The sequence below is a fragment of the Sphingomonas sp. genome, assembly GCF_019746015.1.
In the GTDB taxonomy this organism is placed as follows: Bacteria; Pseudomonadota; Alphaproteobacteria; order Sphingomonadales; family Sphingomonadaceae; genus Sphingomonas.
In genome coordinates, this window is the sequence record NZ_JAIESM010000065.1 from 14,890 (window position 1) to 38,710 (window position 23,821).

General features: G+C 68.4%; 16 protein-coding genes and 1 tRNA gene. 9 read left to right on the forward strand and 8 right to left on the reverse strand.

Annotated features, from left to right (window positions below; all coding sequences use genetic code 11):
- Nucleotides 1-119 precede the first annotated feature (119 nt).
- The 4 genes from K2Y03_RS09465 to K2Y03_RS09480 all read right to left on the reverse strand — a co-directional run bounded on the left by K2Y03_RS09465 (nt 120) and on the right by K2Y03_RS09480 (nt 8,792).
- Complete coding sequence (locus K2Y03_RS09465; protein ID WP_294090332.1) at nt 120-2,168, reverse strand: NAD(+) synthase; 2,049 nt, start codon at nt 2,166-2,168, stop codon at nt 120-122.
- A 63-nt stretch (nt 2,169-2,231) separates the two neighbouring features.
- Nucleotides 2,232-4,472, reverse strand: a complete 2,241-nt coding sequence (locus K2Y03_RS09470; protein ID WP_294090333.1) for a penicillin acylase family protein — start codon at nt 4,470-4,472, stop codon at nt 2,232-2,234.
- A gap of 137 nt (nt 4,473-4,609) precedes the next feature.
- Nucleotides 4,610-7,507, reverse strand: a complete 2,898-nt coding sequence (locus K2Y03_RS09475) for a TonB-dependent receptor (protein ID WP_294090334.1) — start codon at nt 7,505-7,507, stop codon at nt 4,610-4,612.
- A gap of 193 nt (nt 7,508-7,700) precedes the next feature.
- Nucleotides 7,701-8,792: a CaiB/BaiF CoA-transferase family protein gene (locus K2Y03_RS09480; RefSeq protein WP_294090335.1), complete on the reverse strand. Its 1,092-nt coding sequence runs from the start codon at nt 8,790-8,792 to the stop codon at nt 7,701-7,703.
- 196 nt (nt 8,793-8,988) lie between these two features.
- On the opposite strand from K2Y03_RS09480, the gene K2Y03_RS09485 reads away from it, so the two are divergent.
- The 7 genes from K2Y03_RS09485 (at nt 8,989) to K2Y03_RS09515 (ending at nt 15,859) form a co-directional block, all read left to right on the forward strand.
- Nucleotides 8,989-9,615 (forward strand): response regulator, encoded by a 627-nt coding sequence (locus K2Y03_RS09485; RefSeq protein ID WP_294090336.1) that lies wholly within the window; start codon nt 8,989-8,991, stop codon nt 9,613-9,615.
- Nucleotides 9,616-9,783: 168 nt separating this feature from the next.
- Nucleotides 9,784-10,242 (forward strand): DUF4402 domain-containing protein, encoded by a 459-nt coding sequence (locus K2Y03_RS09490; protein ID WP_294090337.1) that lies wholly within the window; start codon nt 9,784-9,786, stop codon nt 10,240-10,242.
- A 145-nt stretch (nt 10,243-10,387) separates the two neighbouring features.
- On the forward strand, nt 10,388-10,885 hold the full coding sequence (locus K2Y03_RS09495) for a DUF4402 domain-containing protein (RefSeq protein WP_294090338.1): 498 nt from the start codon (nt 10,388-10,390) through the stop codon (nt 10,883-10,885).
- A 102-nt stretch (nt 10,886-10,987) separates the two neighbouring features.
- Nucleotides 10,988-11,446, forward strand: a complete 459-nt coding sequence (locus tag K2Y03_RS09500) for a DUF4402 domain-containing protein (protein WP_294090339.1) — start codon at nt 10,988-10,990, stop codon at nt 11,444-11,446.
- 279 nt (nt 11,447-11,725) lie between these two features.
- The gene (locus K2Y03_RS09505) at nt 11,726-12,205 is read left to right on the forward strand and encodes a DUF4402 domain-containing protein (protein ID WP_294090340.1); all 480 of its coding nucleotides are present in this window, start codon (nt 11,726-11,728) and stop codon (nt 12,203-12,205) included.
- Nucleotides 12,206-12,306: 101 nt separating this feature from the next.
- Nucleotides 12,307-13,131 carry a hypothetical protein gene (locus tag K2Y03_RS09510; protein WP_294090341.1) on the forward strand — a complete coding sequence of 275 codons (825 nt, stop codon included), beginning with the start codon at nt 12,307-12,309 and terminating at the stop codon, nt 13,129-13,131.
- A 31-nt stretch (nt 13,132-13,162) separates the two neighbouring features.
- Nucleotides 13,163-15,859 (forward strand): carboxypeptidase-like regulatory domain-containing protein, encoded by a 2,697-nt coding sequence (locus K2Y03_RS09515; protein ID WP_294090342.1) that lies wholly within the window; start codon nt 13,163-13,165, stop codon nt 15,857-15,859.
- 4 nt (nt 15,860-15,863) lie between these two features.
- Here the strand turns inward: K2Y03_RS09515 and K2Y03_RS09520 are convergent, their stop codons facing one another.
- Complete coding sequence (locus K2Y03_RS09520; RefSeq protein ID WP_294090343.1) at nt 15,864-18,569, reverse strand: PAS domain S-box protein; 2,706 nt, start codon at nt 18,567-18,569, stop codon at nt 15,864-15,866.
- A gap of 108 nt (nt 18,570-18,677) precedes the next feature.
- Here K2Y03_RS09520 and K2Y03_RS09525 point away from each other — a divergent pair, with 108 nt between their 5' ends.
- A complete protein-coding gene (locus K2Y03_RS09525) occupies nt 18,678-19,286 on the forward strand; it encodes a uracil-DNA glycosylase family protein (protein ID WP_294090344.1) in 609 nt (202 codons plus the stop codon).
- Here K2Y03_RS09525 and K2Y03_RS09530 read toward each other — a convergent pair.
- The 3 genes from K2Y03_RS09530 to moaA form a co-directional block, all read right to left on the reverse strand.
- Nucleotides 19,276-19,350: transfer RNA gene (locus K2Y03_RS09530), tRNA-Asn, on the reverse strand. The genes K2Y03_RS09525 and K2Y03_RS09530 overlap by 11 nt on opposite strands.
- A 223-nt stretch (nt 19,351-19,573) precedes the next feature.
- Entirely contained in the window at nt 19,574-20,353 is a 780-nt protein-coding gene (locus tag K2Y03_RS09535; RefSeq protein ID WP_294090345.1) for an NAD kinase, read from the reverse strand.
- On the reverse strand, nt 20,350-21,369 hold the full coding sequence (gene moaA, locus K2Y03_RS09540; protein WP_294090347.1) for a GTP 3',8-cyclase MoaA: 1,020 nt from the start codon (nt 21,367-21,369) through the stop codon (nt 20,350-20,352). The genes K2Y03_RS09535 and moaA overlap by 4 nt, the downstream gene beginning before the upstream one ends.
- A 393-nt stretch (nt 21,370-21,762) precedes the next feature.
- Here moaA and K2Y03_RS09545 point away from each other — a divergent pair, with 393 nt between their 5' ends.
- The gene (locus tag K2Y03_RS09545) at nt 21,763-23,787 is read left to right on the forward strand and encodes a bifunctional diguanylate cyclase/phosphodiesterase (RefSeq protein WP_294090348.1); all 2,025 of its coding nucleotides are present in this window, start codon (nt 21,763-21,765) and stop codon (nt 23,785-23,787) included.
- Nucleotides 23,788-23,821 lie beyond the last annotated feature (34 nt).

Consider the following 23,821-nt stretch of genomic DNA (forward strand, 5'->3'; position numbering starts at 1 on the left):
AGCGGGGCTGAAACCGTTACCGCACCGGCCCGCTCCCCCACCCGGCCACCCATGAAATACTGCCGTTGGGTGGCCGGGTGGGGGAGTGGGCCGGTGCCGCGTCAGCGTAGCCAAAAAATCTAAGGCACGCCGGCGCGCAGTTCATCGATCCACACCGTCGCTTTTGCGTCGCTGGGCGCGCGCCAGTCGCCGCGCGGCGAGAGCGCGCCGCCGGTGGACACTTTGGGGCCGTTGGGGATCGCCGAGCGCTTGAACTGGCTGGTCTGGAAGAAGCGGTGGCAAAAGCGCTCCAGCCAGTGCTTGATCACCGGCAGATCATAGGCGACGCGCGCCGCTGGCGGCAGGTCACGCGGCCAGCGCCCCGCGTCCGCATCACGCCAGGCATGCCAGGCCAGGAACGCGATCTTCGACGGCGCCAGGCCATAACGCACGACATGGTGCAGGAAGAAATCGTTGAGCGCATAGGGGCCGACCGCCGCCTCGGTCGACTGGATCGCGCCCGGCGCATCGGCGGGCACCAGTTCCGGGCTGATCTCGGTCGCCAGGATCGCCGCCAGCACCCGGTCGGTCTCGGCATCGAACTGCTCGGTCGAGATCGTCCAGCGGATGAGATATTGAATGAGCGTCTTGGGCACGCCCGCATTCACCGCATAATGGCTCATCTGGTCGCCCACGCCATAGGTGCACCAGCCCAGCGCGAGTTCGGACAGGTCGCCAGTGCCCACCACCAGGCCATGGTGCAGATTGGCCAGCCGGAACAGATAATCGGTGCGCAGGCCCGCCTGCACATTTTCAAACGTCACGTCATACACCGGCTCGCGCTTGGCATAGGGGTGGCGCAGGTCGTGCAGCATCTGCTCCGCCGCCGGGCGGATGTCGATCTCGTCGCCCGCCACGCCCAGCGCGCGCATCAGCGCCCAGGCATTGGCCTTGGTACCGGCGCTGGTGGCAAAGCCGGGCAGGGTATAGGCCAGAATATGGTCGCGCGGGCGGCCCAGCCGGTCCATCACCTTCGCCGCCACGATCAGCGCATGGGTTGAATCGAGCCCGCCCGACACGCCGATCACCAGCCGCTCGGCCCCGGCCGCGCGCACCCGCTGGCATAGCCCCTCCACCTGAATGTTGAACGCCTCGTAACAGTCGGCATCCAGCTTTTCGGGCGTGTTGGGCACGAAGGGAAAGCGCCTGAGCGGCCGGCGTAGGCCGATATCGGCAAAGTCCGGCCGATGGTCGAAACCGATGCGGCGATAGCGGGGGACGGCCAGCCGCGCGGCGTCGGCAAAGGTGCCGTTGCGCTGCCGCTCCAGCCGCAGCCGGTCGGCGTCGATATCGGCAATGGTGAGCGCGTCGCCCGCGCCGAACCGCGCGCTTTCGGCGAGCAGCTCGCCCATTTCGTGGATCAGGCTCTGCCCGTCCCACGCCAGATCGGTGGTGCTTTCGCCAGGGCCGCTGGCTGAAAACACATAAGCACACAGCGCCCGCGCCGATTGCGCGGCGGCCAGCATCGCCCGTTCGCGCGCCTTGCCGATCACGATGTTGGAGGCGGACAGGTTGCAGCAGATCAGCGCGCCGGCCAGTGCCGCCTGGGTCGAGGGCGGGGTGGGCGCCCAATAATCCTCGCAGATTTCGGCGTGAAAGACGAAGTGGGGCAGGTCGTCGGCCGCGAAGATCAGGTCGGTGCCGAACGGCACGTCATGCCCGCCGATGCGGATGGTGGCGCCGGCAATGCCGGCACCGCTCGCAAACCAGCGCTTTTCATAATATTCGCGGTAATTGGGCAGGAAGGTCTTGGGAATGCACCCCAAAATCCGCCCGCGTGCGATGATGACCGCGCAATTGTACAGCCGGCCGCCATGGTCCAGCGCGGCGCCCGCCACCAGCACCGGCCGCAGCTTGGCGCTGGCCTCGGCCAGCTTCACCAGCGCGGCCTGTGTTGCCGATTGCAGCGCGTCCTGCAGGTGCAGGTCGTCGATCGCATAGCTGGACAGGTTGAGCTCGGGGAACACCAGCAGGTCGACATGCTCGGCATGGGCGCGGTTGGCGAGCGCGATGGCGGCGGCGGCATTGGCGGCCGGATCGGCCACTGCCACCGCCGGCGTGGCCGCGGCCGCGCGGATCAGGCCGTGCCGGTGGATCGAGTAGAAGGGGTGCGGGCGGGCTTTCAGCATTGGCGGCCTTCTACGCGCGATTGCGCGGCCGTGCCAGCCGCGCGCGGGCGCAGAGCGGCGGCCTTACCGGCCGGGGCGATAACGGCGCTCGATATGATCGTTCAGATCCTCTGTGTAGAAATAGACCGGGCGCAGATCGCCGGTTGCGTAGCGGTCGGCCTGATCGTTGAAGTGGCGCGATTTGGGGTCACCGCTTTCGCCGCCGGCCGACACCGCGATGGCGCGCACGCGCGGGCCGAACTCCACAATGGCGACGAAGCTGTTGCCAAGCGTACCATAGCGGCGCTTTTCGCCCGGCGGCGTGCGCGTGCCGAACGAGGCGAGCGAGCCCCATTGCGCGCTGGTGAAGCCCACCGGCACGCTGTCCTCTCCATCGCTGAAGCGCGCGGTGATTGCCGGGCTGATCCGCTGGAAGCGGTTGACACTGCCCCAGGGCACTTCCCACCCGCCGAAATCGGCGGTCAGCCGGTCGAGCGCCTTCGCCAGTGCTGCCAGCTGAACCTCTGCCGGGGCCTCCGCCATCAGGCGATAGCGGTCCAGCCCGACCGCATTTGTGCCCGCGCCGGCGGTGGCCAGCCACAGCGCCTCGCCCCAATGCACGGCAAGCGTCGTCGCGGTGGAGCCGGTGCCCCAGCGCCGGTCCCACCCTTTCAGCAGCGCAACCGGCGCCGCCAGCCGTGCCTTGAGCGGATGATCAGCGGCCAGCTTGTCCCAGGCGCTGACCAGCGGCGGGATCATCGGGTCGAACGCGGTCAGATGCGGGTCGTAGGCGGCCACGCGCAGCGCCTCGATCGACCAGTCGCTGCGCCCGGTGCCGAGCAGTTCGAGCGCATGCAGCCCGCGCGGATTTTCCCCCACCTGGTCCATATAGCGCGGGAAGCGCCGGGCGCTGGGGCTGGCACTGCCCGCCGCGCTCCACGGCCAGTTGTTGGTGTTCACCACCCAGCCGGGCGCGGGCGAGATGATCTGGGGCAGTTCCTGCACCGTGTGCAGCCCCTGCCAGTCGGTCGCGGTCACGCTGCCGTCGACCGGGCGGCGATAATCGAACCGGTCGTTGCGCTTGGGCACGAATTGCGGGTGGAGATAGGCAATGTCGCCGCTTTCGGACGCGAGGATCGTGTTGTTGGAGCTGTTCGCCCGCCGCGCCGATTCCTTGATGTAATCGGCCAGCGTCGTCGCCTTGGTGCGCAGGAAGCTTTGCGAGAGCGCGGCGACCGGGCGGTTCATCAGCGCGGTGGCGATCCATTTGCCATCCGCCACGCCCGTCACAGGGCCGTGATGCGTGGCATAGGTGGTGAAGCGCCGCTCGGCAAAGCGCCCGTCGCGGGTGCGATAGCGCAAGCTGATCACCTTGGTGCGCACCGGCCGCTGCTCGCTGCCATAGCGATAGAAGCGGTCGCCGCCCTTCTCCAATATCGTCTCGGCGAATTCGTCGACGGTGTCGACGCCGCTCGATGTGTGCATCCACCCCAGATGCTCGTTGAAGCCCTGATAGATGAAGAACTGGCCCCAGGTGGCGGCGCCATAGGCGTTGAGGCCGGTGTCGCTCGTCACCTGCTGTTCAGCGCGGAAGAAGAAGCTGGTGTGCGGGTTGATCAGCAGCAGCGCATGCCCGCCCTGCGTCAGCCGCGGCGCGATGGCGATGCCGTTCGAACCCCTGGGCTCCTGATAGGCGCCGGGCGTGCCGGCGGCGGCGAGCAGCGCACGGCGATAAGCGGCGCTTGCCGCCTTGCCGCCGTAAAAGGCCTGCAACCGGTCCAGCGGCACCCGTTCGATATCGCCGCCAATGCTGCCTTCAGAAAAGCTGAGCGCCATCCACGGCTCGAACTGGCGGATGACGCGCGGGCGCACCTGCGGATGGGTGAACAGATAATAGTTCAGCCCATCGGCCCAGGCGACCATCAGCTGTTGCAGCCAGGCCGGGCTTTCGACGTAGCGGCGGCGCAGATCGGCCGGGTCGACATAGAGCCGCTGGCGCAGATCCTGCCAGATTGCGCGCTCGCCCTCTGCCTCGGCCAGCCGGCCCAGCGCGGTGAGATAGTTGGTTTCGATGCGGTTGAAGTCGTCTTCTGCCTGCGCATAGATCATCGCGAACACCGCGTCGGCGTCGGTCGGCCCACGCACATGCGCGATGCCCCAGTCGTCACGGGTGATCATGGTGCGCTGGGCGCGCGCGGCCCAGCGGGCGCGTTCATTGGTGTCGGCGCCAACCTGGGCGGCAGCGGGGGCGGCAAGGCTGAGCACGATACTGGCAGCGCCGGCCAGCAGGACGGTCGATTGGCGGGCGAAAATCATGGCCGTCATGCCTATCAGCCATGCCGTGCCGCGCAAAGAAAAACCCGGCGCGCCACGAATGACGCGCCGGGAGTACCGGGGAATGATGCGCTTCCCAAATTCTGGAACGATCAGGCCGCCATCTGGTTGCCTGATCGCTCCCTTTATCAGTTGAACGTGATGCGAACCCCGGCCACGAAGCGACGGCCGAAGCGCTCGAACTCGATCGTGCGCTGGCTGACGCCGGCATAGCGGCGGCCCTCGCCGTTCAGCAGGTTCGACGCATCGGCATAGACTTCGAAATTGGGCGTGATCGCATAGCGCGCCGAGACGTCGAGCTCGTCGTCCGCCGCCCAGTAGAAGTCACCGCCCGTCGTCGTCGCACCAGTCGCCAGGTTGAGGTCGCCCAGGCCGTCGAGCCAGTCCGAGCGATACTGATACTGCGCGCGGATCGAGAAGCCGTATTTCTCGTAATACGGCCCGATGTTCAGCACATAGTCCGACGTGCCGGGCAGGCGCACCGTGCGGGCATCGGCGCCGTTGGAGGTGCGCGCCGAGCTGCGGTTGAGCGTGGCGTTCATCTGGATGCCGAAGCCGCCCAGCCAGCTGTCGCTCTTGTCGAAATCGTCGACCTGGAACTGTGCGGTGGCTTCCGCGCCATAGATATAGCCCGAGCCGCCATTGACGATGGTGCTGAACACATATTGCGAGCGGTCAACACCTTGGGTGTTCAGCACGTCGCTGCCAAAGGTACGGGTGGAGCCGAACAGCACGTTGCTGACATCCTTGTAGAAGGCACCCAGCGAGAAGAAGCCGCCGAACTTGGGATAATATTCCCAATAGACGTCAACGCCGCGCGCACGTTCCGGCCGGGCATCGGGATTGCCGCCCGAAATCGTCAGGTTCGCGTCGTTGAAGGTGAAGTTGGGGCGCAGCACCGGATAATCCGGGCGAGCGGCGCCGGTGTTGAACGAGAAGCGCAGCTTGTGCTCGTCGGTGATGTTCCAGTTGACGTGCAGGCTGGGGAACACGCCCAGGAAATCACGCTGGACGGTCTGCAGCACCTGCGGCAGCGCATTGGCCGGCTGGCCGGGGCGCAGCGCCGGGTTCTGCGAGAAGGCCTGCGAGGTGTTGCGCACATTTTCCACGCGCAGGCCGTAAACGATATTGCCCCAGTCGAGCGTCGTTACCCCCATCGCCCAGCCCGAGGTGACCTGCTCGTTCACCTTGAAGAAGTTGCCCTGGGCAAAGACCGGCTGGGCAAAAGGCGAGACCGCGTTCACCAGGCCCTGGATCGCATCCTTCGAGAAGTAGCGGAAGTTGAAGCCCAGCGGCAGCTGGCCCAGATAGGGCTGGGGAATGGTGATCGCATCAAGCGTGGTCGGCACGCCAGAGCGCGCGAACACCGTCTGCGTGCTGCCCGGCACCAGGGTGGCCGGGTTCACGTCCAGCAGGAACTCGTGCACTGTCTTGGTGCGGGTGTCGAACTGGAAGCCGGCGGTGAACTTGGTGTCGCCGAACAGCTCGGTGCGGCGCGAGGCAACGATGCGGCCGGTATAGGCGTCGGTCACGTCGGCCGCCCGCAAGCTGCGGATGCGGCTGAGCGGGATGGCGAAATCCTCGAACTGCTGCACGCGGGCGCCGCGCGACAACGTGCCGTCCGCCGCGCGCAGCGTGCGGTACAGCTCGACACGCGCATCGCTGGGGTTGCGCAGGTCATAGAACACCGTGGGGCGCTGCGTGGCGGTGGCGCCGTTGGTGCCGAAGCCGGGGCTTTCATAGTTGATCTGCGCCGGGGCCGAGCGGTCATCGACCGACTGGGTATAGTTCACCCGCCAGTTGAACTCCCACTTGCCGACTTCATGGTCGCCGCCGATGGTGTTGGTCTGCACCGACTGCAGGAATTCGCGGCTGAGCGCGTTATAGTTGATGTCGATGCCATAGACCGTGCCCAGGAGCGGCGTGTTGCCGGCGCACACATCGGCATAGCCCGTCGTGTTGGGCGCCAGCACCGGCGTTGCCGGGCAGGCAGTGGTCAGCTGCGGCACGCGGCCCTGCTGATCGTCAAAGTCGTAAATGCCGTTCCAGCGCAGCTCGTTGTCGGTGAACGCCGAATAGACCGAATAAGCGAATAGCCGGTTCTGGTCATTGGGGCGCCAGTCGAGCCGGATGGTGCCGCTATAGTTGCGGCGCATCAGGCGATAGAGCTTGTTTTCGGTTTCGCGCGCCCAGATGCGCGGGCCGACTTCGCCGGCACCCAGCGGGCGGCGGTCCTGATCGACCGATTCCCAGTCCGTCTCGAAATTGTCGGTCGCCATCTTGCGTTGATACCAAGTGCCGGACACCAGCACGCCGATATCGCCGATGCCGGTGTTCCAGCGCTTGGAAAGCACCGCCGTGCCTTCAAATTCGGTGCCGCCACCCAGATCGCCATAACCGCCGCCCAGACGGAATGCGGCGTGGACGTCGCGGTAATCCAGCGCCGAACGGGTGACGACGTTGACCTGACCGGCAATGGTTTCGGCGGTCAGATCGGGCGTCACCGCCTTTTTCACGATGATCTGCGCGGCAATTGCCGAGGGGATCGAGTCAAAGCGCGCGTCGCGGCCTTCCGGGCTGATGATGTTGATGCCGTCGAACGCCAGCGTCGTCCAGTTGAGCGGCGCGCCGCGGATCGAGATGTAGCGCGCCTGGCCCTGGTCGCGCTGCACGGCCACGCCGGGCAGGCGGCCGGCCGCCTGGGCGATGTTCTGGTCGGGCAGGCGGCCCACCGAGTCGGCGGACAGCACGCTGACCAGCGAGTCCGAATTCTTCTGCACGCGCAGTGCCGCATCCTGCGATTCGCGGATCGGGCGGGTGCCCGAGACGACGACTTCGTCGCCAGCGGCGGTTTCGATGGTGGTGGTGTCGCCGGTCGGCGTCGTCTTGGGCAGCGAGGGGGTTTCCTGCGGCTTGGTCTGTGCCTGGGCGCCGGTGGCCGCCAGTGCGGTGAAGCAGGCGCCGCCGAGCAGCAAGGCACGAACAGCAACCACCGCGCGGGCGCGCGGGTTGAGCATCGACATCATCATTTCCCCCTAGGCCGCGCGACGATTCGCTGCGGTAGGTCGCGCCTAGGGGAGATTTGCTACATTGATTTTGCGCAATGGTGACTAAAGAATTGCCATTAAATGACGATATCGCGTCCTTATGATGACATTATTATTGCAGCGGAAGGCATCATTGCGGTCGCCCAACCCAAAATAGTTGCTTTCGTTCAATTTACGCGCTGGCGCTCGCGATATCGGCAACCAGTGCCTGATCCGCCCCGGCAGTGGGGGCAGCCACAGGTATCGGCGCGGGTGTTGCCGAAAAGCGCGGCGCCGGCGCCGGCTGAACCGCGCCGCCCACCGTCACAAAGGTTTCGCGCGCCACATTGTGCGGGTGGGCGGGCGCTTCCGCCAGCGAGAGAACGGGCGCGAAGCACACGTCGCTCGCTTCCATCAGCGCGCACCAGTCGGCGCGGCTGCGCGTGCGGAACACCGCCGCCAGCTTCTGCTTCAGTGCCGGCCAGGCGGCGCGGTCGAACTGCGCGTCGAACGCCGGGTCGTCGGCCAGCCCCGCCTTGGCGCGCAGCAACGCATAGAATTGCGGCTCGATCGACCCGATCGCCACATGGCCGCCATCGGCACATTCATAGCAATCATAAAAGGGCGCGCCGCCGTCGAGCAGATTGGTGCCGCGCGTGTCGCTCATCAGCCCCTGCGCGTGGAAGCCATAGCTCATCGCCGCGAGCAGCGCGCTGCCGTCGGTCATCGCGGTGTCGATCACCTGGCCCGGCGCGCCGTTCTTCACTGCCAGCAGCGCGGCGACCATGCCGAACGCCATCACCATGCCGCCGCCGCCGAAATCGCCGATATAATTGACCGGCGGCACCGGCGCCTCGCCCGGCCGGCCGATGCCGTGGAGCACGCCCGACAGCGCGATGTAATTGATGTCGTGCCCGGCCGCCTGGGCATAGGGGCCGGTCTGCCCCCAGCCGGTCATCCGGCCATAGACAAGGGTCGGATTGTCGGCGAGCAGCACGTCCGGCCCCAGCCCCAGCCGCTCCATCACGCCGGGGCGGAACCCCTCGATCAGCCCGTCCGCCTCGCGGCACAGCGCGCGGGCGGCGGCGACTCCCTCGGCGCTTTTCATGTCGAGCACCACCGAGCGCCGGTTGCGCAGCAGCGCTTCGCGCGGGTCCAGCCGGGCGCCGGGGCGGTCGATGCGGATCACCTGCGCGCCATGGTCGGCCAGCATCATCGCGGCAAAGGGGCCAGGGCCGATGCCGGCAAATTCGATGATCCTCACCCCCGCCAATGCGCCCGCCATGCTGCTCTCCCTCGTCGCTTGCGAACGACGCTAGCCAGATGGCGCGGCGCGCGCAAATCGGCGCTGGCGGCGCTGCCGATGGTCGTGCGGGCCGGTGTCGCGATACCGTAGATGCAGGTCTTTGCTACCGTAGTTCTACGATGTATATCCGCCAACGTTGTCATGAAGACGTGGGCTTTGGGGGAGGCATCCGACAGTGGCGCGGACGGTTTATGTTGTTGATGACGATGCGCTGGCCCGCGACTGGCTGGAGGAAACCATCACCCTGCTGCCCGATGTCCGGGTGGAGCAGATGACGTCGGGGCATGAACTGCTTGCCGGGCTCGACAGCCTGGAGAATGGCGTGGTGCTGATCGACCTGGCCATGCCCGGTCTGACCGGCATCGAAACGCTGGCCAAATATCGCGAGAATGTGGCCCGTTTCCCCACGATCCTGATGTCGGCCCAGCCCGATATCCGCGATGCGGTGGCGGCGATGCGGCTGGGCGCGCTGGATTTTCTGGAAAAGCCCTGCTCGCCGCGCGACCTGTTCGACAAGCTGCGAATGGGCTTTGACAAGATCGAGGAACAGCAGCGCGCGGACGAGGCGCAGGCCGACCTGGTCGAGCGCTTCGCGTCGCTCAGCGAGCGCGAGCGGCAGGTGCTGGAACAGCTGATCGACGGCCGGGTGAACCGCGAAATCGCCGCCGCGCTCGACCTCAGCGTGCGCACGGTGGAGGTGTATCGCGCCAAGCTGATGATGAAGCTGGGCGTGTCCAGCCTGGCCGAGGCAGTGACCAAGGCCATCTCTGCCGGCTTCGCCGCTGCCCCGGCGGGCGCCTAGCCGCCATTGTCCGGCAACAGAAAAATCGTCCGCGCATTCGTCGTTAACGCAACGATAAGCCTGTTTCCTTACGTAACAATACGACTCCGGTGGCAAATCGGGGTCATGGCAACGGTTCGCAGCTTCTCACACCCCTTGATGCGGTCGCTGTCATATTTTGGATCGGCCTTGGGTCTGTTCGCGTTTTCCAGCGGCGCGAACGCCGAGACCCGGCCGGCACCCACCGCCGATGCGGCCGTTGAAATATTACGGGCCGCATCGGCGGCGCAGGCGCAACCGCTTGATTTCGGGCGGGTGCTGCCATCGCCATCGGGCGGGGACTTTGCGGTCCACCCCGATGGCCGGATCGATTGCACCGGCGGCCTGGTGTGCGACCAACGCGCCCGGCCGGCCGAATTTCGTGTGACCGGCTCGGGCGAGCAGGTGGCGGTCGGCGTCTCCGACGCCGCCGCGCTGGTGGGGCCGGAAGGCGTGACGATTCGCCTGGTGCCGATGCTGTCGACGCGCACCTTGCAGCTGAGCGGCGGCGATGCGCTGTTAACAGTGGGCGGAACGATTGCGATCGGCCCTGCACAGCCCCCGGGCCGCTATGCCGGGCAATATGAAATAGATATTCAATATCAATGATTTGAACGAACATCGCCACCCGTGCCGCGCACCAAATTGTGGTGAGCACTCCCTTAACCAATCCCAATAACCGACTGTGGAGGGCTTGGCGGCATGTTGTGCCTCGCCGGTCGCTGGGACCGGTTGAAGTGTTCAAGGAGTGCATATGAAGAGCTTTGTTGCAAAGGCCCTCGGCGTAGCCGGGGTCGTCGCTGGTGGTGCGCTGTTCGCGGTGCCGGCGCAGGCGCAGTCCGCCACGGGCGACGCGACCGTTCGTATCCTGCAGGCGATCACCGTCACCAAGGCGGCCGATCTGAACTTCGGCAAGGTGCTCCCCTCGGGTGCGGCCAGCACCGTGGCGATTGCGGCCGATGGCAGCCGCACTTGCGGCGCGGGCCTTTCGTGCTTCGGCACCACCACGGCCGGTGCGTTCAATGTCACGGGTTCGGCCGGTGAAACCGTGTCGGTGGCGATCGACAATCCCACGATCACGCTGTCGAACGGCGCGCAGTCGATGACGGTCGCGCTGACCGCTTCGACCAACTCGCTGCAGCTGGTGGGCGGCAATGGCAGCTTCCGCGTTGCCGGCACGCTGAACGTCGGCGCGAACCAGGCCGCTGGCACCTATAACGGCCAGTATTCGGTCTCGGTCAGCTATCAGTAAGCAACACCCCCGTCACGCCGCCGGTTCCCCCGCCTTGATCTCCCCGGCGGCGGCTTGAGGGTTAAGCCGGGCTTCACCTATCCGTGTAATGCTTGCCGGATGGTGAAGCCCGGTCTTTACAGCGCACTGGTCGCCGGTGCCGCCTTGCTGGCGGTGCCGGCGCACGCGCAAAATCCACGCCGCGCGCCCCGCGTGGAGGCGGCAACCCCGCTCAGCTTCGGCAAGATCGCCGCCGGCACGCTGGCCGGCACCGTCACCGTCAGCCCCGATGGCGCGCAGAGCTGCACCGGCGTGCGCTGCCTGGGCGGCGCGCGTGCGGCCCAATTCACCATCACCGGCGCCAAGGATTATCTGGTCGCCATCACCCTGTCGCCGGCAACGCTCAGCAACGGGCAGGGGGCGACCATGCCGGCCAGCTTTGTCGCGTCGAGCGCGACGATGGTGCTGCGCCCGGGCAACAACAAGAACCCGTTCACCGTGGGCGGCACGCTGCGCATCGCCGCGCGCCAGCCGGAGGGGAGCTATGCCGGCACCTATATGGTGACGGTGGATTATCTCTAAGCGCCGCCCCGGTGCGCTGATATTGGCTGTTATCCCGTCATCCCGGGCTTGACCCGGGATCCCGCTTTTCCACGGCCGCTGCAAAGGCAGCTGGACCCCGGATCAAGTCCGGGGTGACGGGTCTCTCTGCTTCCGCGCATGCCCACCACACCAAAATCACGGTTAGCGGGATGCTAACCATATTGCGGCATCACTCCCCGTCAGCCGGCCCGCTGGAAACGTCGTCGGCGATCGAGATTTGATCTCTTGGGGTGTGGGATGACGCGATTGACATTGATGATGCCCGGCGTTGCCGCCGGGGTGATGCTGGCGTGCATCGCGGCGCCGGCAGCGGCGCAGAGCGCGCGCGGCGATACCACCGTGCGCGTGCTGCAGCCGGTGACGGTGGTGAAATCGGCCGATCTGAACTTTGGCCGGGTGCTGCCCGCCGCCACCGCTGCAACCGTGGCAGTGGCGGAGGATGGCACGCGCACCTGCGGCGCCAATCTGCGCTGCTTCGGCAGCACGACGGCCGGCGCTTTTACGGTGACGGGCAGCGCCGGTGAAACGGTGAGCATCACTCTTGCCAGCCCGACGGTGACGCTGCGCAACACCGGCGGCGCGCAGACGATGACGGCGACCATCGCCATCTCGATCCGCTCGCTGGTGCTGACCAATGGCACCGGCACCTTTCGCGTCGGCGGCACGCTGAACGTGGGCGCCAATCAGGCGGCCGGCACCTATACCGGCCAATACACCGTATCGGTGAATTACCAGTAGAATTGAAAACCAAAATGGTTCGCACGCTGGACCCGCGCGAACCCGCAACACAGCAGCCGGCACGCTGGAACCGACGCCGGCCACAGCAAGGGGTAAGGCAGATGTTGGGCAGGATGATGATGGCAGCGCTGGTGGCGCTGGGGGCTTTCGGTGCGGCGCCCGCCCGGGCGCAGGGCGACCTGCTGGTCGCGCCGACGCGGCTGGTGGTGAACGGCACCGGCGGCGGCGAAGTGGTGGTCAGCAACACCGGAGACCGCACCACCACCTATCGCATTTCGCTGGTGCTGCGGCGGATGGACGCCAATGGCCAGATCCGCGCGGTGGACGAGGCCGAGGCCAAGCCCAGTGAGGCGATTGCGCTGGAAATCATGAACTATGCGCCGCGCAAGATCACGCTCGCGCCGCAACAGGCGCAGACGGTGCGCATCGGCGTGCGCGTGCCGCCGACGCTGGCGCCGGGCGAATATCGCGCGCACCTGCTGTTTCGCGCGGTGCCCGATGCGGCAGCGGCGGATGCCGCCCCCACGCCCGCGGCCGATGGCATGTCGATCGCGCTGACGCCCATCTATGGCGTTGCCATTCCCGTGATCGTGCGGGTGGGCGAGGTGCCGGGCGAGGCGCGGCTGGTCGGCGCACAGGTGGCGACCGCCGGCGCGCCGGGCATTCAGGTCGATCTGGCGCGCAGCGGCAACCGCTCCGTCTATGGCACCATCGACGTGATGGCGCCGGGCAGCAAGGCGCCGATCGCGACCGTGAAGGGCATTGCCGCCTATCCCGAAATCACCCAGCGCAGCGTGCTGGTGCCGGTTGATCCGGCCAAGCTGGCGGCGGTGCGCGGGCCGCTGACGGTGCGCTTCACCGAAACCGATCCCGCCGGCAAGGGCGGCGTGAGCGAAGTGCCGGTGCGCGCGACCGCCGCGCGCTGACCGGGGCCGAGCGGGGCAGGGGACGAACACGGTGTCGGCGCCCTGGCGCCGTGGCGCGCGCCGCCCGGGCGCCTGGCACTGGCCGGGCGTGCGGGCGGCGCTCGCGCTGCTGTGGCTGATGGCGGGGCTGGCGCTGGCCGGCCCCGTTGCCGCACAGCTGCGCACCGACCCCGATGACCAGCTGCTGTTCGATGCGCGGGTCGGCAATCTGCAGGTGGGCAATGGCGTGCGCGCCTATAACACGCGCGCCGGGCTGTGCCTGGATTTCAACGACGTGGTCGATGCGCTGCAGATCGCGATCACGCTGGACCCCGGCGGGCGCAGCGCGCGCGGCTGGGCATTTGAGGAAAGCCGCCGGATCGAGATTGACCGCGACAAGGGCGAGGCGCGCTTCGGCAACGAATATGCCAAGATCGGCGCGGAGACGATCTGGGAAAGCCGCACCGGCTGGTGCGTGCTGGCGGACGATCTGGGCAAATGGCTGGGGCTGGGCTTCGACCCCGACGTCACCAACGCCATCCTGACCATCCGCGCGACCGGCACATTGCCGCTGGAAGCGGCCGCGCGGCGCGCGATCAACGCCGAAAAGCTGCGCACCCGCCCGGGCGACGACAAGCCCGAGCTGCCGCGCGTGGCGCTGCCCTATCGCGCGTGGCGCATGCCCGTCATCGACGTGAACGCGGCGCTCGCGGTCGATCGCTCAGGCACCGGTCCCATCACCAGCGTGCAGCGGTGGGAGGCTTTTGCCGCCGGCGAACTCGCGTTCCTGTCGGCCGAGGCGCGGCTGTCCTCCACCCCGGGCGGCGCGCCCCAGGCCTTTCGCCTGCGGCTCTATCGCAGCGACATCGACGCTGGCCTGCTGGGGCCGCTAAAGGCCACCGAATTCGCGCTGGGCGATGTGATGAGCCCGTCGACCCCGCTCACCGTGCAGGCGACGCCGGGGCGGGGCGCGTCGATCACCAACCGCCCGCTTGGCAGCGCAACCCGTTATGATCTGATCGATTTTTCCGGGCCGCTGCCGCGCGGCTGGGACGTGGAGCTGTATCGCAACGGCGAATTGCTGCGCAGCACGACGGGCGGCGCGATTGGCCGTTATGAATTCCGCGATGTCGAGCTGCGCTTCGGCGTCAACAGTTTCGAGCTGGTGCAATATGGCCCGCAGGGGCAGGTGCGGCGCGAGCGGCGCAGCTATAATATCGGCCAGCAAGCCCCGCGGCCCGGCGAGACCTGGTGGTATGCCGGCATTGTCGAGGACCGGCGCGACCTGATCGAATTTTCGCCCCCCATCCAGGCCGGGCTCAGGCGGCTGGGCTGGCGCGCCGATGTGGGCGTGGAGCACGGCCTGGGCAGCGGCGCGTCGCTGGCGCTGGCCGGCCACCGGGTGACGACGCCCACCGGCGCCGCCGACTTCTTTGGCGAGGCGAGCGTGCGCGCCAGCCTGATGAGCTTTCTGGCCGAGGTGAATGTCGCCCAGGCGGCGCAGGGCGGCACCGCTTTGCGCCTCAACGCCTTTGGCCGGGTGTGGAACACGACGGTGTCGGTCGAGGCGATCCGCAACCGCGGGCTGACCAGCGAACGGCTCGACGCGAGCCAGCGCGAGGTGACCGCGATCACGCTCGACCGGCCGTTCCGGCTGGCCGGGCTGTTCCTGCCGGTGCGCTTCGATTTGCGCTCCACCGTCTCGCGCGCGGATGAAACGCTGCAATTCCAGTCGCGCATGTCGGTGGCGACGCGGCGCGTGTCGGCCAGCGTGCTGTTCGGCTGGCAGCAGGTCAGCCCGCGCGGCGGCAGGCCGGTGTCGGAGGCGATTGCCGGGCTGCTGTTCAACACGCGGCTGAAGGGCATCAGGCTGCGCGGCGAGGCGGGCTGGACGGTGGCGCCGTCGTTCCGGCTGAACAACGCGATCGGCACCGCCAATTTCTCGCTCTCGCAAAAGGATGAGGTGCAGGCGAGTCTCGGCTATGCCGGGCGCGGCGTGGGGCCTTATGCCGCGCTGGGCTATACGCGCGATCTGGGCGCGGTGTCGCTGACCGCGAGCGCGCAGGGCGACAGCAAGGGCGGCTTTTCGCTGGGGCTGGGGCTGCAGTTCAGCATCGGGCGCGACGGGCAGGGGCGCTATGGCAAGTTCCGCTCGGTGGCGCAGGCCAGCTCCGGCAGCATCCGCGTGACGGCGTTTCAGGACCTGGACGGTGACGGCCGCCGCGATGCCGACGAGCCGGTGGTGCCGGTGCCCGGGCTGCTGGTGAACGGCGTGCCCCAGCCGATGCACCGGACCAAGGGACAGGCCGACGCCGCGCAGCTGCTCGACGGCTTCGATCCCGCCCGGCCGGTGGCGATCGCGCTCGACGAAGGCGCGATTGCCGACCCGTTCGAGGTGCCGACCAGCAAGGGGGTGGCGGCGATTCCGCGCGCCGGGCTGGTAACGGCGGTGGAGCTGGGCATCACCGGCACCTCCACCGTCGATGGCACGCTGATGGTCGGCGGGCGCCCGGCACCGGGCGAAGCGATCGAGCTGGTCGATGCGGCCGGCACCGTCGCCTACAAGCTGCGCACCGAATTTGACGGCTTCTTCACCTTCGAACGGGTGCGCTATGGCCGCTACACCCTGCGGCTGGCGCGCGGCGGCACCCCGCTGGCGACGACGCGGATCGAGGTGGGGCCGGACCGGCCCGCCATCCGGCTGGGCAATGTGCTGATCACGGATGCTGCGCGGCTGGCGGCGAAATAGGCGCTCAGGCGCGGGCCATCAGCAGGGGGTCGAGCGCGGCCTGGGTGCTGGCGATGGCGGCGGCCACGCCGGCCGCTTCGACGCGGCGCAACTCCTTTTCGCAGCGCGCCGCCGTCTCCCCCAGATCGATTTCGCCGAAGAAGCCCGCGGTTCCTGCCAGCTTGTGGAGCGCATCGGCAAGGATGACGGCGTCCTCCACGCCCGGTGCCTCCCCGGCGGCGGCAAGCGCCGCGCGCACGGCCATTTTGCGCTGCTCGAACCGCTCGCGCAGCCGTTCGGGCGGGGCAGCGGACGCGGTGGGGCGGGGCGGCGCGTTGATCGCGTGCCGCTCGATCGCGCGCGCCAGCGCATCGAGCGAGACGGGTTTCGCCAGATGGCCCTGCATGCCGGCGGCGGTGCAGGCGGCAATGTCTTCGGGATAGGCATTGGCGGTCAGCGCGATGATCGGCAGTGCGTCTGCCGCCAGCCCGCCCTCGCGCAGCGCCCGCGCCGCCGCCACGCCATCCAGCACCGGCATCCGCATGTCCATCAGCGCCAGTGCATAGGGGTGGCCGTCTGCCGCCGCACGCCGGGCGAGGGCCACCGCTTCCTCGCCATTGCCGGCGATGGTGGCGTTGATGCCCAGCGCGCCGGCCATTGCCCGCATCAGTTCCTGGCTGATCGGGTCATCCTCCGCGATCAAAATATCGAGCCCGGCAATCGCGGCCTGGGCCGTGTCTGCGGCGGGTGCGGCCGGCTCTGCCTCGTCGCCCGCCGGCACCAGCGGCAGGGTGAGCATGAAGGTGGAGCCGGCACCCGGCACGCTCTGCGCGTCGATCGATCCGCGCATCAGCGCGGCAAGCTCGGCCGAAATCGCCAGCCCCAGCCCGGCCCCGTCATGGCGCTGGTCGCGCGCCGGATGGCTCTGCGCGAAGGGGTCGAAAATCGCCTTCAGCGCGGCCGGTGAAATGCCGATGCCAGTGTCGCGCACCGCAATCCGCAGCACCGGCGCACCATCGGCCATGTCCTGCCGCGCCGACAGGGCAACGCTGCCCTTTTCGGTGAACTTGGCGGCATTGCCGAGCAGGTTGACGACGATCTGGCGCAGCCTCAGCGCGTCGCCCATCACCCGGCGCGGCAGTGCCGGATCAATGGCAAGCTCCAGCGACAGCCCCTTGGCCGCCGCGATCGGATCGAAAAGGCGCAGACAGGTGGTCAGCATCTCGCCCAGATCGAAACTCTCGCAGGCGATGTTCAGCCGCCCCGCCTCGATCCGCGACAGATCGAGAATGTCGCCCAGCAGCCGCATCATCGACGTGCCCGATTGGGCGATCAGATCGACATAGCGGCGCTGCACCTCGTTAAGCGGGGTGTTGTGCAGCAATTCGGTAAAGCCGACCACGCCGTTCATCGGTGTGCGGATCTCGTGGCTCATATTGGCGAGAAAGATGGATTTGGCGGCGGTGGCGCGTTCGGCCCGCTCCTTGGCGCTGTTCAGTTCGTCTTCAAGCGCCTTGCGCTCGGTAATGTCGAGATTGATGCCGGTATAGCCGATCACCTTGCCCTGCTCGTCGCGCAGCGGGCTGGACAGCGTTTCCACCCACACCACCTTGCCGTCCGCCCGTAGCCAGCGATGGGTGACCCTGACGCCGCTGCCCCGGTTGATCGCCTCTTGGGTAAGCTGCAGAATATTGTCTCGGTCGTCGGGGTGAAGCAGGCGCAGCCATCCATCGCCCAACGCCTCGAGCGCGGTCATCCCGGTCAGTTCGGTCCATGCCGGGTTGACATAGGTGCACAGGCCCGTGTCATCGATGCGGAAAATCCCCACCGGCGACATTGCCGCCAGCACCTCGAAACGCTGTTCGCTGGCGGCCAGTTCGGATCGCGCCGACATCTGCCCGGTCAGGTCGATGATCACCCCGAAAAAGCCGGTCAGCGTCTTGAAGCTGTCAAACTCGGCCGTGGTTGTTACCTGCACCCAGACATCGGCCCCGTCGGCGCCGCGAAAGCGCATCATCCGCGTGCGTTGCGGCTGAGTGGGTGAAAAGCCCTGCCATAGCGGCGCCTTGTCGAGCCCGTCTTCGCTGGCGAGCGTCGCCACCCATTGCATGCCGCGCACCTGATCCATCGTCATCCCGATGCGCTCCAGCGCGACCTGGTTGACATAGACGACGCGGCCCTGCGCATCCGCCTGGAAGATGCCGACCGGCGCCAGTTCGCTCATCCGGCGGTAGCGGCGCTCGGTATTGAACAGTTTTTCACGCATGGCGCTGTTTTCGGTCACGTCGCGGATGCGGCCGCTGGTGCCCGCCGGCACGCCATTCTCTATCCGGCGGGTGGCGGTCACCTCGGCATGGCGCCAGGTGCCGCTCTTGTGGCGATAACGCTGAACGATCGACGGCTTCTGCAGCTCACCGCTCAACAGGCGGGGGAACAGCCGCTTTGCCTCGGCGAAATCTTCCGGGTGCAGCAGCCGGGTAGAGGGGGTGCCGATCGTCTCCGCGACCGAATAGCCGGAAAACGCCTCCCACGCGTCGCTCAGATAGTCCCAGCGCCCTTCTGCATCGACGCTGAACACCACCTCGCCGACATGAGCGAGCACGGTATCGGCGCGTTCATTGGCTTCCTTCAGCGCTCCCCGCAGCCGCGCCCGGTCGCGCAGTGCCATGACCAGCGCCGCCGCCAGACCGGCCGCCACCGCAAACAGCATTGCCCCCGCGACCAGCCCCATCAGCGCCCGTCCTCTGCCCCCTACCCATCACGGTGTAGCGTGCCGGTGCACGCTTTGCCAGAATCCGGCTAAGACACGGTTCACGCCCGGTGAAAGCAGGTGAATGGCATGGCGGAGGGCAAGGCCGACAGCGTGCGCGCGCTGCGCGATCAGATCGCGGCCTGCGTCCATTGCGCGGCCATGCTGCCGCACGATCCGCGCCCGGTGGTGCAGTTCGGCGAGGGCGCGCGGCTGTTGATCATCGGCCAGGCGCCGGGGTCGCGCGTTCATGCCAGCGGCGTGCCGTGGGATGATGACAGCGGCGACCGGCTGCGCGACTGGACGGGCATTGGCCGCGCCGACTTCTATGATGCCGACCGGGTCGCGCTGGTGCCGATGGGGTTCTGCTATCCGGGCAAGGGCGCCAATGCCGATCTGCCGCCGCGCCCCGAATGCGCGCCCTTGTGGCATGCCCGCGTGCTGGCGCTGCTGCCGCCGGACCGGCTGACCTTGCTGGTGGGCATCCATGCGCAGGACCATTATCTGGCTGACCGGCGCACGTTGACCGAGCGCGTGCGCGACTGGGCGACGGCCGGCCCGCGCGTGTTTCCGCTGCCCCACCCCAGCTGGCGCAGCACCGGCTGGATGAAGCGCAATCCCTGGTTCGAGGCGGACGTGCTGCCGGCGCTGCGCGCGGCGGTGACGGCGGCGCTGGGCAAGGCGGAAATGGCTCCCTGAGTAGGATTCGAACCTACGGCCGCTCGATTAACAGTCGAGTGCTCTACCGCTGAGCTATCAGGGAATGCCTGCGGGAGAGCGCGTCTATAGCGCCCGCCGCCCGCGATGCAAGAGGCTTTGGGCGCCGGGTTCAGAGTCCGCTTGGAAATGCGATTTCATCGCATTTCGGCGGTGCCGGCCCGCTCCCCCGCCCGGCCACCCAGCGGCAGTATCTTATGGGTGGCCGGGCGGGGGAGCGGGCCGGCACCGTGCAAAAACTGGCTCTCGCGCCAATTTCCGAACACCCCTCAGACCGCGAACTGCTCCATGGTGATGCGGTCGTCGAGCGCATGCGCGGGGTCGAACAGCAGCGACAGCTCGCGGCTGCGGTCGATCGCTACGTCCACCACGGCCACGTCGCGCACTTCATGCTGGTCGGCGACCGCGCTCACCGGCCGCTTGTCCGGCTCCAGAATGCGCAGGGAAATCCGTGCCTTGTCGGGCAGGATGGCGCCGCGCCAGCGCCGCGGGCGGAACGGGCTGATCGGGGTCAGCGCAATCAGCGCCGAGCCGAGCGGCAGGATGGGGCCGTTCGCCGACCGGTTATAGGCGGTGGAGCCGGCCGGCGTCGCCGCCAAGATGCCGTCGCACACCAGCTCGGGGATCACCACGCGCTCGTTCAGCGTCACTTCGATCTTGGCGGTCTCGCGCGTTTCGCGCAGCAGCGAAACCTCGTTGATCGCGGGCAGCAGGTGGCGCGCGCCGGTCATCGTCTCGGCGCTCATGCTGAGCGGCGACACTTTGAACGTCTTGGCCTCGGCCAGCCGCGCGTCGAGGCCGTCCACGCGCCATTCGTTCATCAAAAAGCCCACCGTGCCCAGGTTCATGCCGAACACCGGCAGCGGATCGCCCGGCCGGTCGAGCAGGCGGTGCAGCGTCTGCAGCATGAAGCCGTCTCCGCCCAGCGCCACCAGCACATCGGCCTCGTCCTCGCTCACCCATTCGGCGGTGTCGCGCAGCGTGCGTGCCGCCGCCTGCGCCTGGGGCGTGGGCGATGCCGTCAGCGCGCGGCGGGGATAGGGGCTCATCCGCCGGTCACGCTCATGTGCCGCGCCACCGCCGGCGCCGCGCCCGCGCTGATGCGGAAGTCGTGCGCAGCGGGTTTTGCCGCCAGCGCCGCATCGATTGCGGCATCCAGCCCCGCGACGCCGCCATCGCGCAGCGCCGCCTTCAGGTCGACCCGGTCTTCCTGCCCCAGGCACATATAGAGCAGCCCTTCCGTGGTCAGCCGCACCCGGTTGCACGCGTCGCAGAAATTATGGGTGAGCGGGGAGATGAGGCCGAGCTTCGTGCCCCAGGGCGCCACCCGCCAGTATCGCGCCGGCCCGCCGCTGCTGTGGTCGCTGGGGGTGAGCGTGAAGCGCGAAGACAGGTCCGCAAACACCCGCGTCAGCGGCAGGAAGCGGTCGGCGCGGTCCTCGTCGATGCTGCCCAGCGGCATGGTTTCGATCAGCGACAGATCGAAACCGTTTTCGCCGCACCAGGCGAGCATCGGCGCGATCTCGCCCTCGTTCAGCCCGTGCAGCGCGACCATGTTGATCTTCACTGCCAGCCCGGCGTCGCGCGCGGCGAAAATGCCCGCCAGCACGCGCGCCACATCGCCGGTGCGGGTGATGAAGCGAAACCGCTCGGGGTCGCGGCTGTCCAGGCTCACATTGATGCGGCGGATGCCGGCGCGATACAGCGCGTCCGCGTGCTCGGCCAGGCGCGTGCCGTTGGTGGTCATGGTCAGCTCGTCCAGCCCGGCGCCGACATGCCGGCCCAGCCGCCGGGTCAGCTCGGCCACATCGCGGCGCACCAGCGGCTCGCCCCCGGTCAGCCGGATCTTGCGCACCCCGCGCGCGATGAAGCGCTCGGCGATGATCGCGATTTCCTCCAAGCTCAGCAGCTGGGCGCGCGGCAGGAAGGTCATTTCCTCCGCCATGCAATAGCGGCAGCGCAGGTCGCACCGGTCCGTCACCGACACGCGCAGATAGCGGATCGCGCGGCCATGACCGTCAACCAGCGCCGGGGCGGGGATGGGGGCAGGGGGCGCGCCGTGCATGCGCCAAGAGCTAGGGCTTCGTGGCTCTGGCGGCAAGGGTGCGGGCGATGGTGCGGGGCGGTGTTGCCGCAACCGGAACAGGTCGTCACGTCGGCGGCGGCGTTCGTGTCGACTGTAGCGGCGGCGCGGGGGCCGGGTGGCGGGCTTGTCAAACGCCCGTCGAGTTCGCGCGGCGCGAGCGGGTGAAGGGCGGCGCCGACGCGATCAGGCTGCGGCCCGCCACAGAGTAGCCGTCACCCCGGCCCCCGCGCCGGGGTCCCGCTTCTTCTTCCGCAAAGGCAGCGGGACCCCGGATCAAGTCCGGGGTGACGCGAGGATGGTGGTGCCCGGCCGCATGCCGCTCCGGCTGCTTCATGGATTGGCTTCGCGCGCAGCGCCCGCTACGCTGGCGTGATGATGACGGCGGCCAGCGAGGAGGGGAGCACCGTGCCCGATGGCGCGCTGACGCCGCTGTTCGTGCTGTCGTTTCGCCAGCGTGACGAACTGGCCGCGCTTGCCGCGCGCGGGGGGTGGCAGGTGATTGCCGCGCGCCGAGCCGATGGCGTGGCCGAACGCTTTGCCGCAAGCGGCGCCAGCGTTGCGGTGGTCGATGCGCGCGGCGCGCTGGGCGACGGGCTGGCGGCGGTGGCAGCGCTGGGCGGGCCGGCGGCGGCGCGCGGGGCGGCGCTGCTGGTGCTGGTGTCACGCGGGGATACCGGCTCGGTCGCGGCGTTTCATGACGCGGGCGCCACCCATTTCCTGTCCAGCCCGCATAGCGAGGTGGAATTTGTCCAGGCGCTGCGCTTTGCCGCGCGCCATGCGGAGCGGCTGGCCGCCCCCATGCGGGAGAGCGAGCCGGCGCAGCCGCTGGGCTGGCGGCTGGAGGGGCGGCGGCTGGTGCTGACCCCGGCGCTTGCCGCGCTGCTCGACCTGCCGGAGGTGGTGCCACCGCGCCGGCTGCTCGCGCTGATGTCGCGCGCCGACCGGTCGGTGGCGCTGGCCACCGCGCGGCGGCTGTTGCTGCACCGGCTGCCGACCGCCTTTGCGCATGACACCATCGGCATGGGCCGGGTGGTGCAGCATTTGCAGCTTTGCCCGGCAAGCGGCACGCCGGAGGCGCTGATCGAGCGGCTGGCCGGCGTGCCCGATGCCGGCGCGGTGATGCGCGATGCGATGTCTGGCGTGCGCGACGCCGCCACCGCGCGGCGCTGGCTGGCGCGCCAGCTGGCGGAAGGGCGCGGGCAGCAGGCGGCGCTGATCGCGCTCAACCGCTTCGACATCGTCAACACCGCTTATGGCCGGGTGACGGGGGATACGTTGCTGCGCGCGGTGCAGCGCCGGATCGAGGAAGTCGCGGCAGAGGCCTTTGGCCGGGGGGCCGTGGTCGCGCGGATGGGCGGTTCCGACTTTCTGCTCGCCGCCGATGCCAGCACCGCGCGGATGGAGGCCGCCGCCGGGCGCGTGGCAGAGGCGCTGTCACGCCCCTTCATTGCCGGGGGTGCGGTGGTGGTGCTGGGCTGCCGCATCGGCATTGCCTCGGCAGAGCCCGATGACGATGCCGCCGCCCTGCTGCGCCGCGCGGGCGAGGCGCTGGAAATCGCGCGGACCAGCGACACGCTGACGCTCTACGTCGCGCGCGCGGGCCAGCCCGGCGCGATCGACACGCTGGCGGTCGACCTGCGCCAGGCCATCGATCAGGGCGAGATCGACATCGTGTTCCAGCCACAGGTGGCGGTGGCAACGGGCGCGATCACCGGGGCGGAGGCGCTGGCGCGCTGGGAGCATCCGGTGCTGGGGCCGCTGGGCGCGGAAACCTTGTTCGCCGCCGCCGCCCGGGCCGATCTGGTGATCGGCCTGTCGGACCATATCCAGCGGATCGCGCTGGCGCAGGCGGCGGCCTGGCCGGCGGCGCTGGCGGGGCTGCGCCTGGCCATCAACCTGACGCCTGCCGACATTGCCCGGCCGGGCTTTGCCGACATCTTTCTGGACCGGGTGGACAGCAGCGGCTTTGCGCGCGCGCGGCTGACCGTGGAAGTGACCGAGAACGGCCTGATCGAGGATCTGGGCGCGGCATCGGGCCTGCTCGCCACGCTGCGTCAGGCCGGGTGCCGGGTGGCGATCGACGATTTCGGCACCGGCTATTCCAGCCTGGCCTATCTGAAGGCGCTGCCGCTCGACTATCTCAAGATCGACAAGAAACTGGCGCAAGACATCACCGGCAGCGCGCGCGACCGCATCGTGGTGCGCGGCGTGATCGATATGGCGCGCTCTTTGGGGCTGTCTGTCATCGCCGAAGGGGTGGAGACGCCCGAGCAGCTCGACCTGCTGGCGCGCGAAGGATGCCAATATTATCAAGGGTTTCTGTGCGCGGGGCCAGTTGACGTGTTGGAACTGGAGCGGCTGGCGACGACCACGCGCCAATCCGTGCGCGCGGGGTGATTTCCAGCTAAATCAACGGGTTGCGTGGAAGTGG

What these genes read in the sequence shown, in the direction of transcription:
- K2Y03_RS09465 (WP_294090332.1), bottom strand. Translation starts at nt 2,168, where the DNA reads ATGCTGAAAGCCCGCCCGCACCCCTTCTACTCGATCCACCGGCACGGC.
- K2Y03_RS09470 (WP_294090333.1), bottom strand. Translation starts at nt 4,472, where the DNA reads ATGACGGCCATGATTTTCGCCCGCCAATCGACCGTCCTGCTGGCCGGC.
- K2Y03_RS09475 (WP_294090334.1), bottom strand. Translation starts at nt 7,507, where the DNA reads ATGATGTCGATGCTCAACCCGCGCGCCCGCGCGGTGGTTGCTGTTCGT.
- K2Y03_RS09480 (WP_294090335.1), bottom strand. Translation starts at nt 8,792, where the DNA reads ATGGCGGGCGCATTGGCGGGGGTGAGGATCATCGAATTTGCCGGCATC.
- K2Y03_RS09495 (WP_294090338.1), top strand. Translation starts at nt 10,388, where the DNA reads ATGAAGAGCTTTGTTGCAAAGGCCCTCGGCGTAGCCGGGGTCGTCGCT.
- K2Y03_RS09505 (WP_294090340.1), top strand. Translation starts at nt 11,726, where the DNA reads ATGCCCGGCGTTGCCGCCGGGGTGATGCTGGCGTGCATCGCGGCGCCG.
- K2Y03_RS09510 (WP_294090341.1), top strand. Translation starts at nt 12,307, where the DNA reads ATGTTGGGCAGGATGATGATGGCAGCGCTGGTGGCGCTGGGGGCTTTC.
- K2Y03_RS09520 (WP_294090343.1), bottom strand. Translation starts at nt 18,569, where the DNA reads ATGGGGCTGGTCGCGGGGGCAATGCTGTTTGCGGTGGCGGCCGGTCTG.
- K2Y03_RS09525 (WP_294090344.1), top strand. Translation starts at nt 18,678, where the DNA reads ATGGCGGAGGGCAAGGCCGACAGCGTGCGCGCGCTGCGCGATCAGATC.
- K2Y03_RS09535 (WP_294090345.1), bottom strand. Translation starts at nt 20,353, where the DNA reads ATGAGCCCCTATCCCCGCCGCGCGCTGACGGCATCGCCCACGCCCCAG.
- moaA (WP_294090347.1), bottom strand. Translation starts at nt 21,369, where the DNA reads ATGCACGGCGCGCCCCCTGCCCCCATCCCCGCCCCGGCGCTGGTTGAC.
- K2Y03_RS09545 (WP_294090348.1), top strand. Translation starts at nt 21,763, where the DNA reads ATGATGACGGCGGCCAGCGAGGAGGGGAGCACCGTGCCCGATGGCGCG.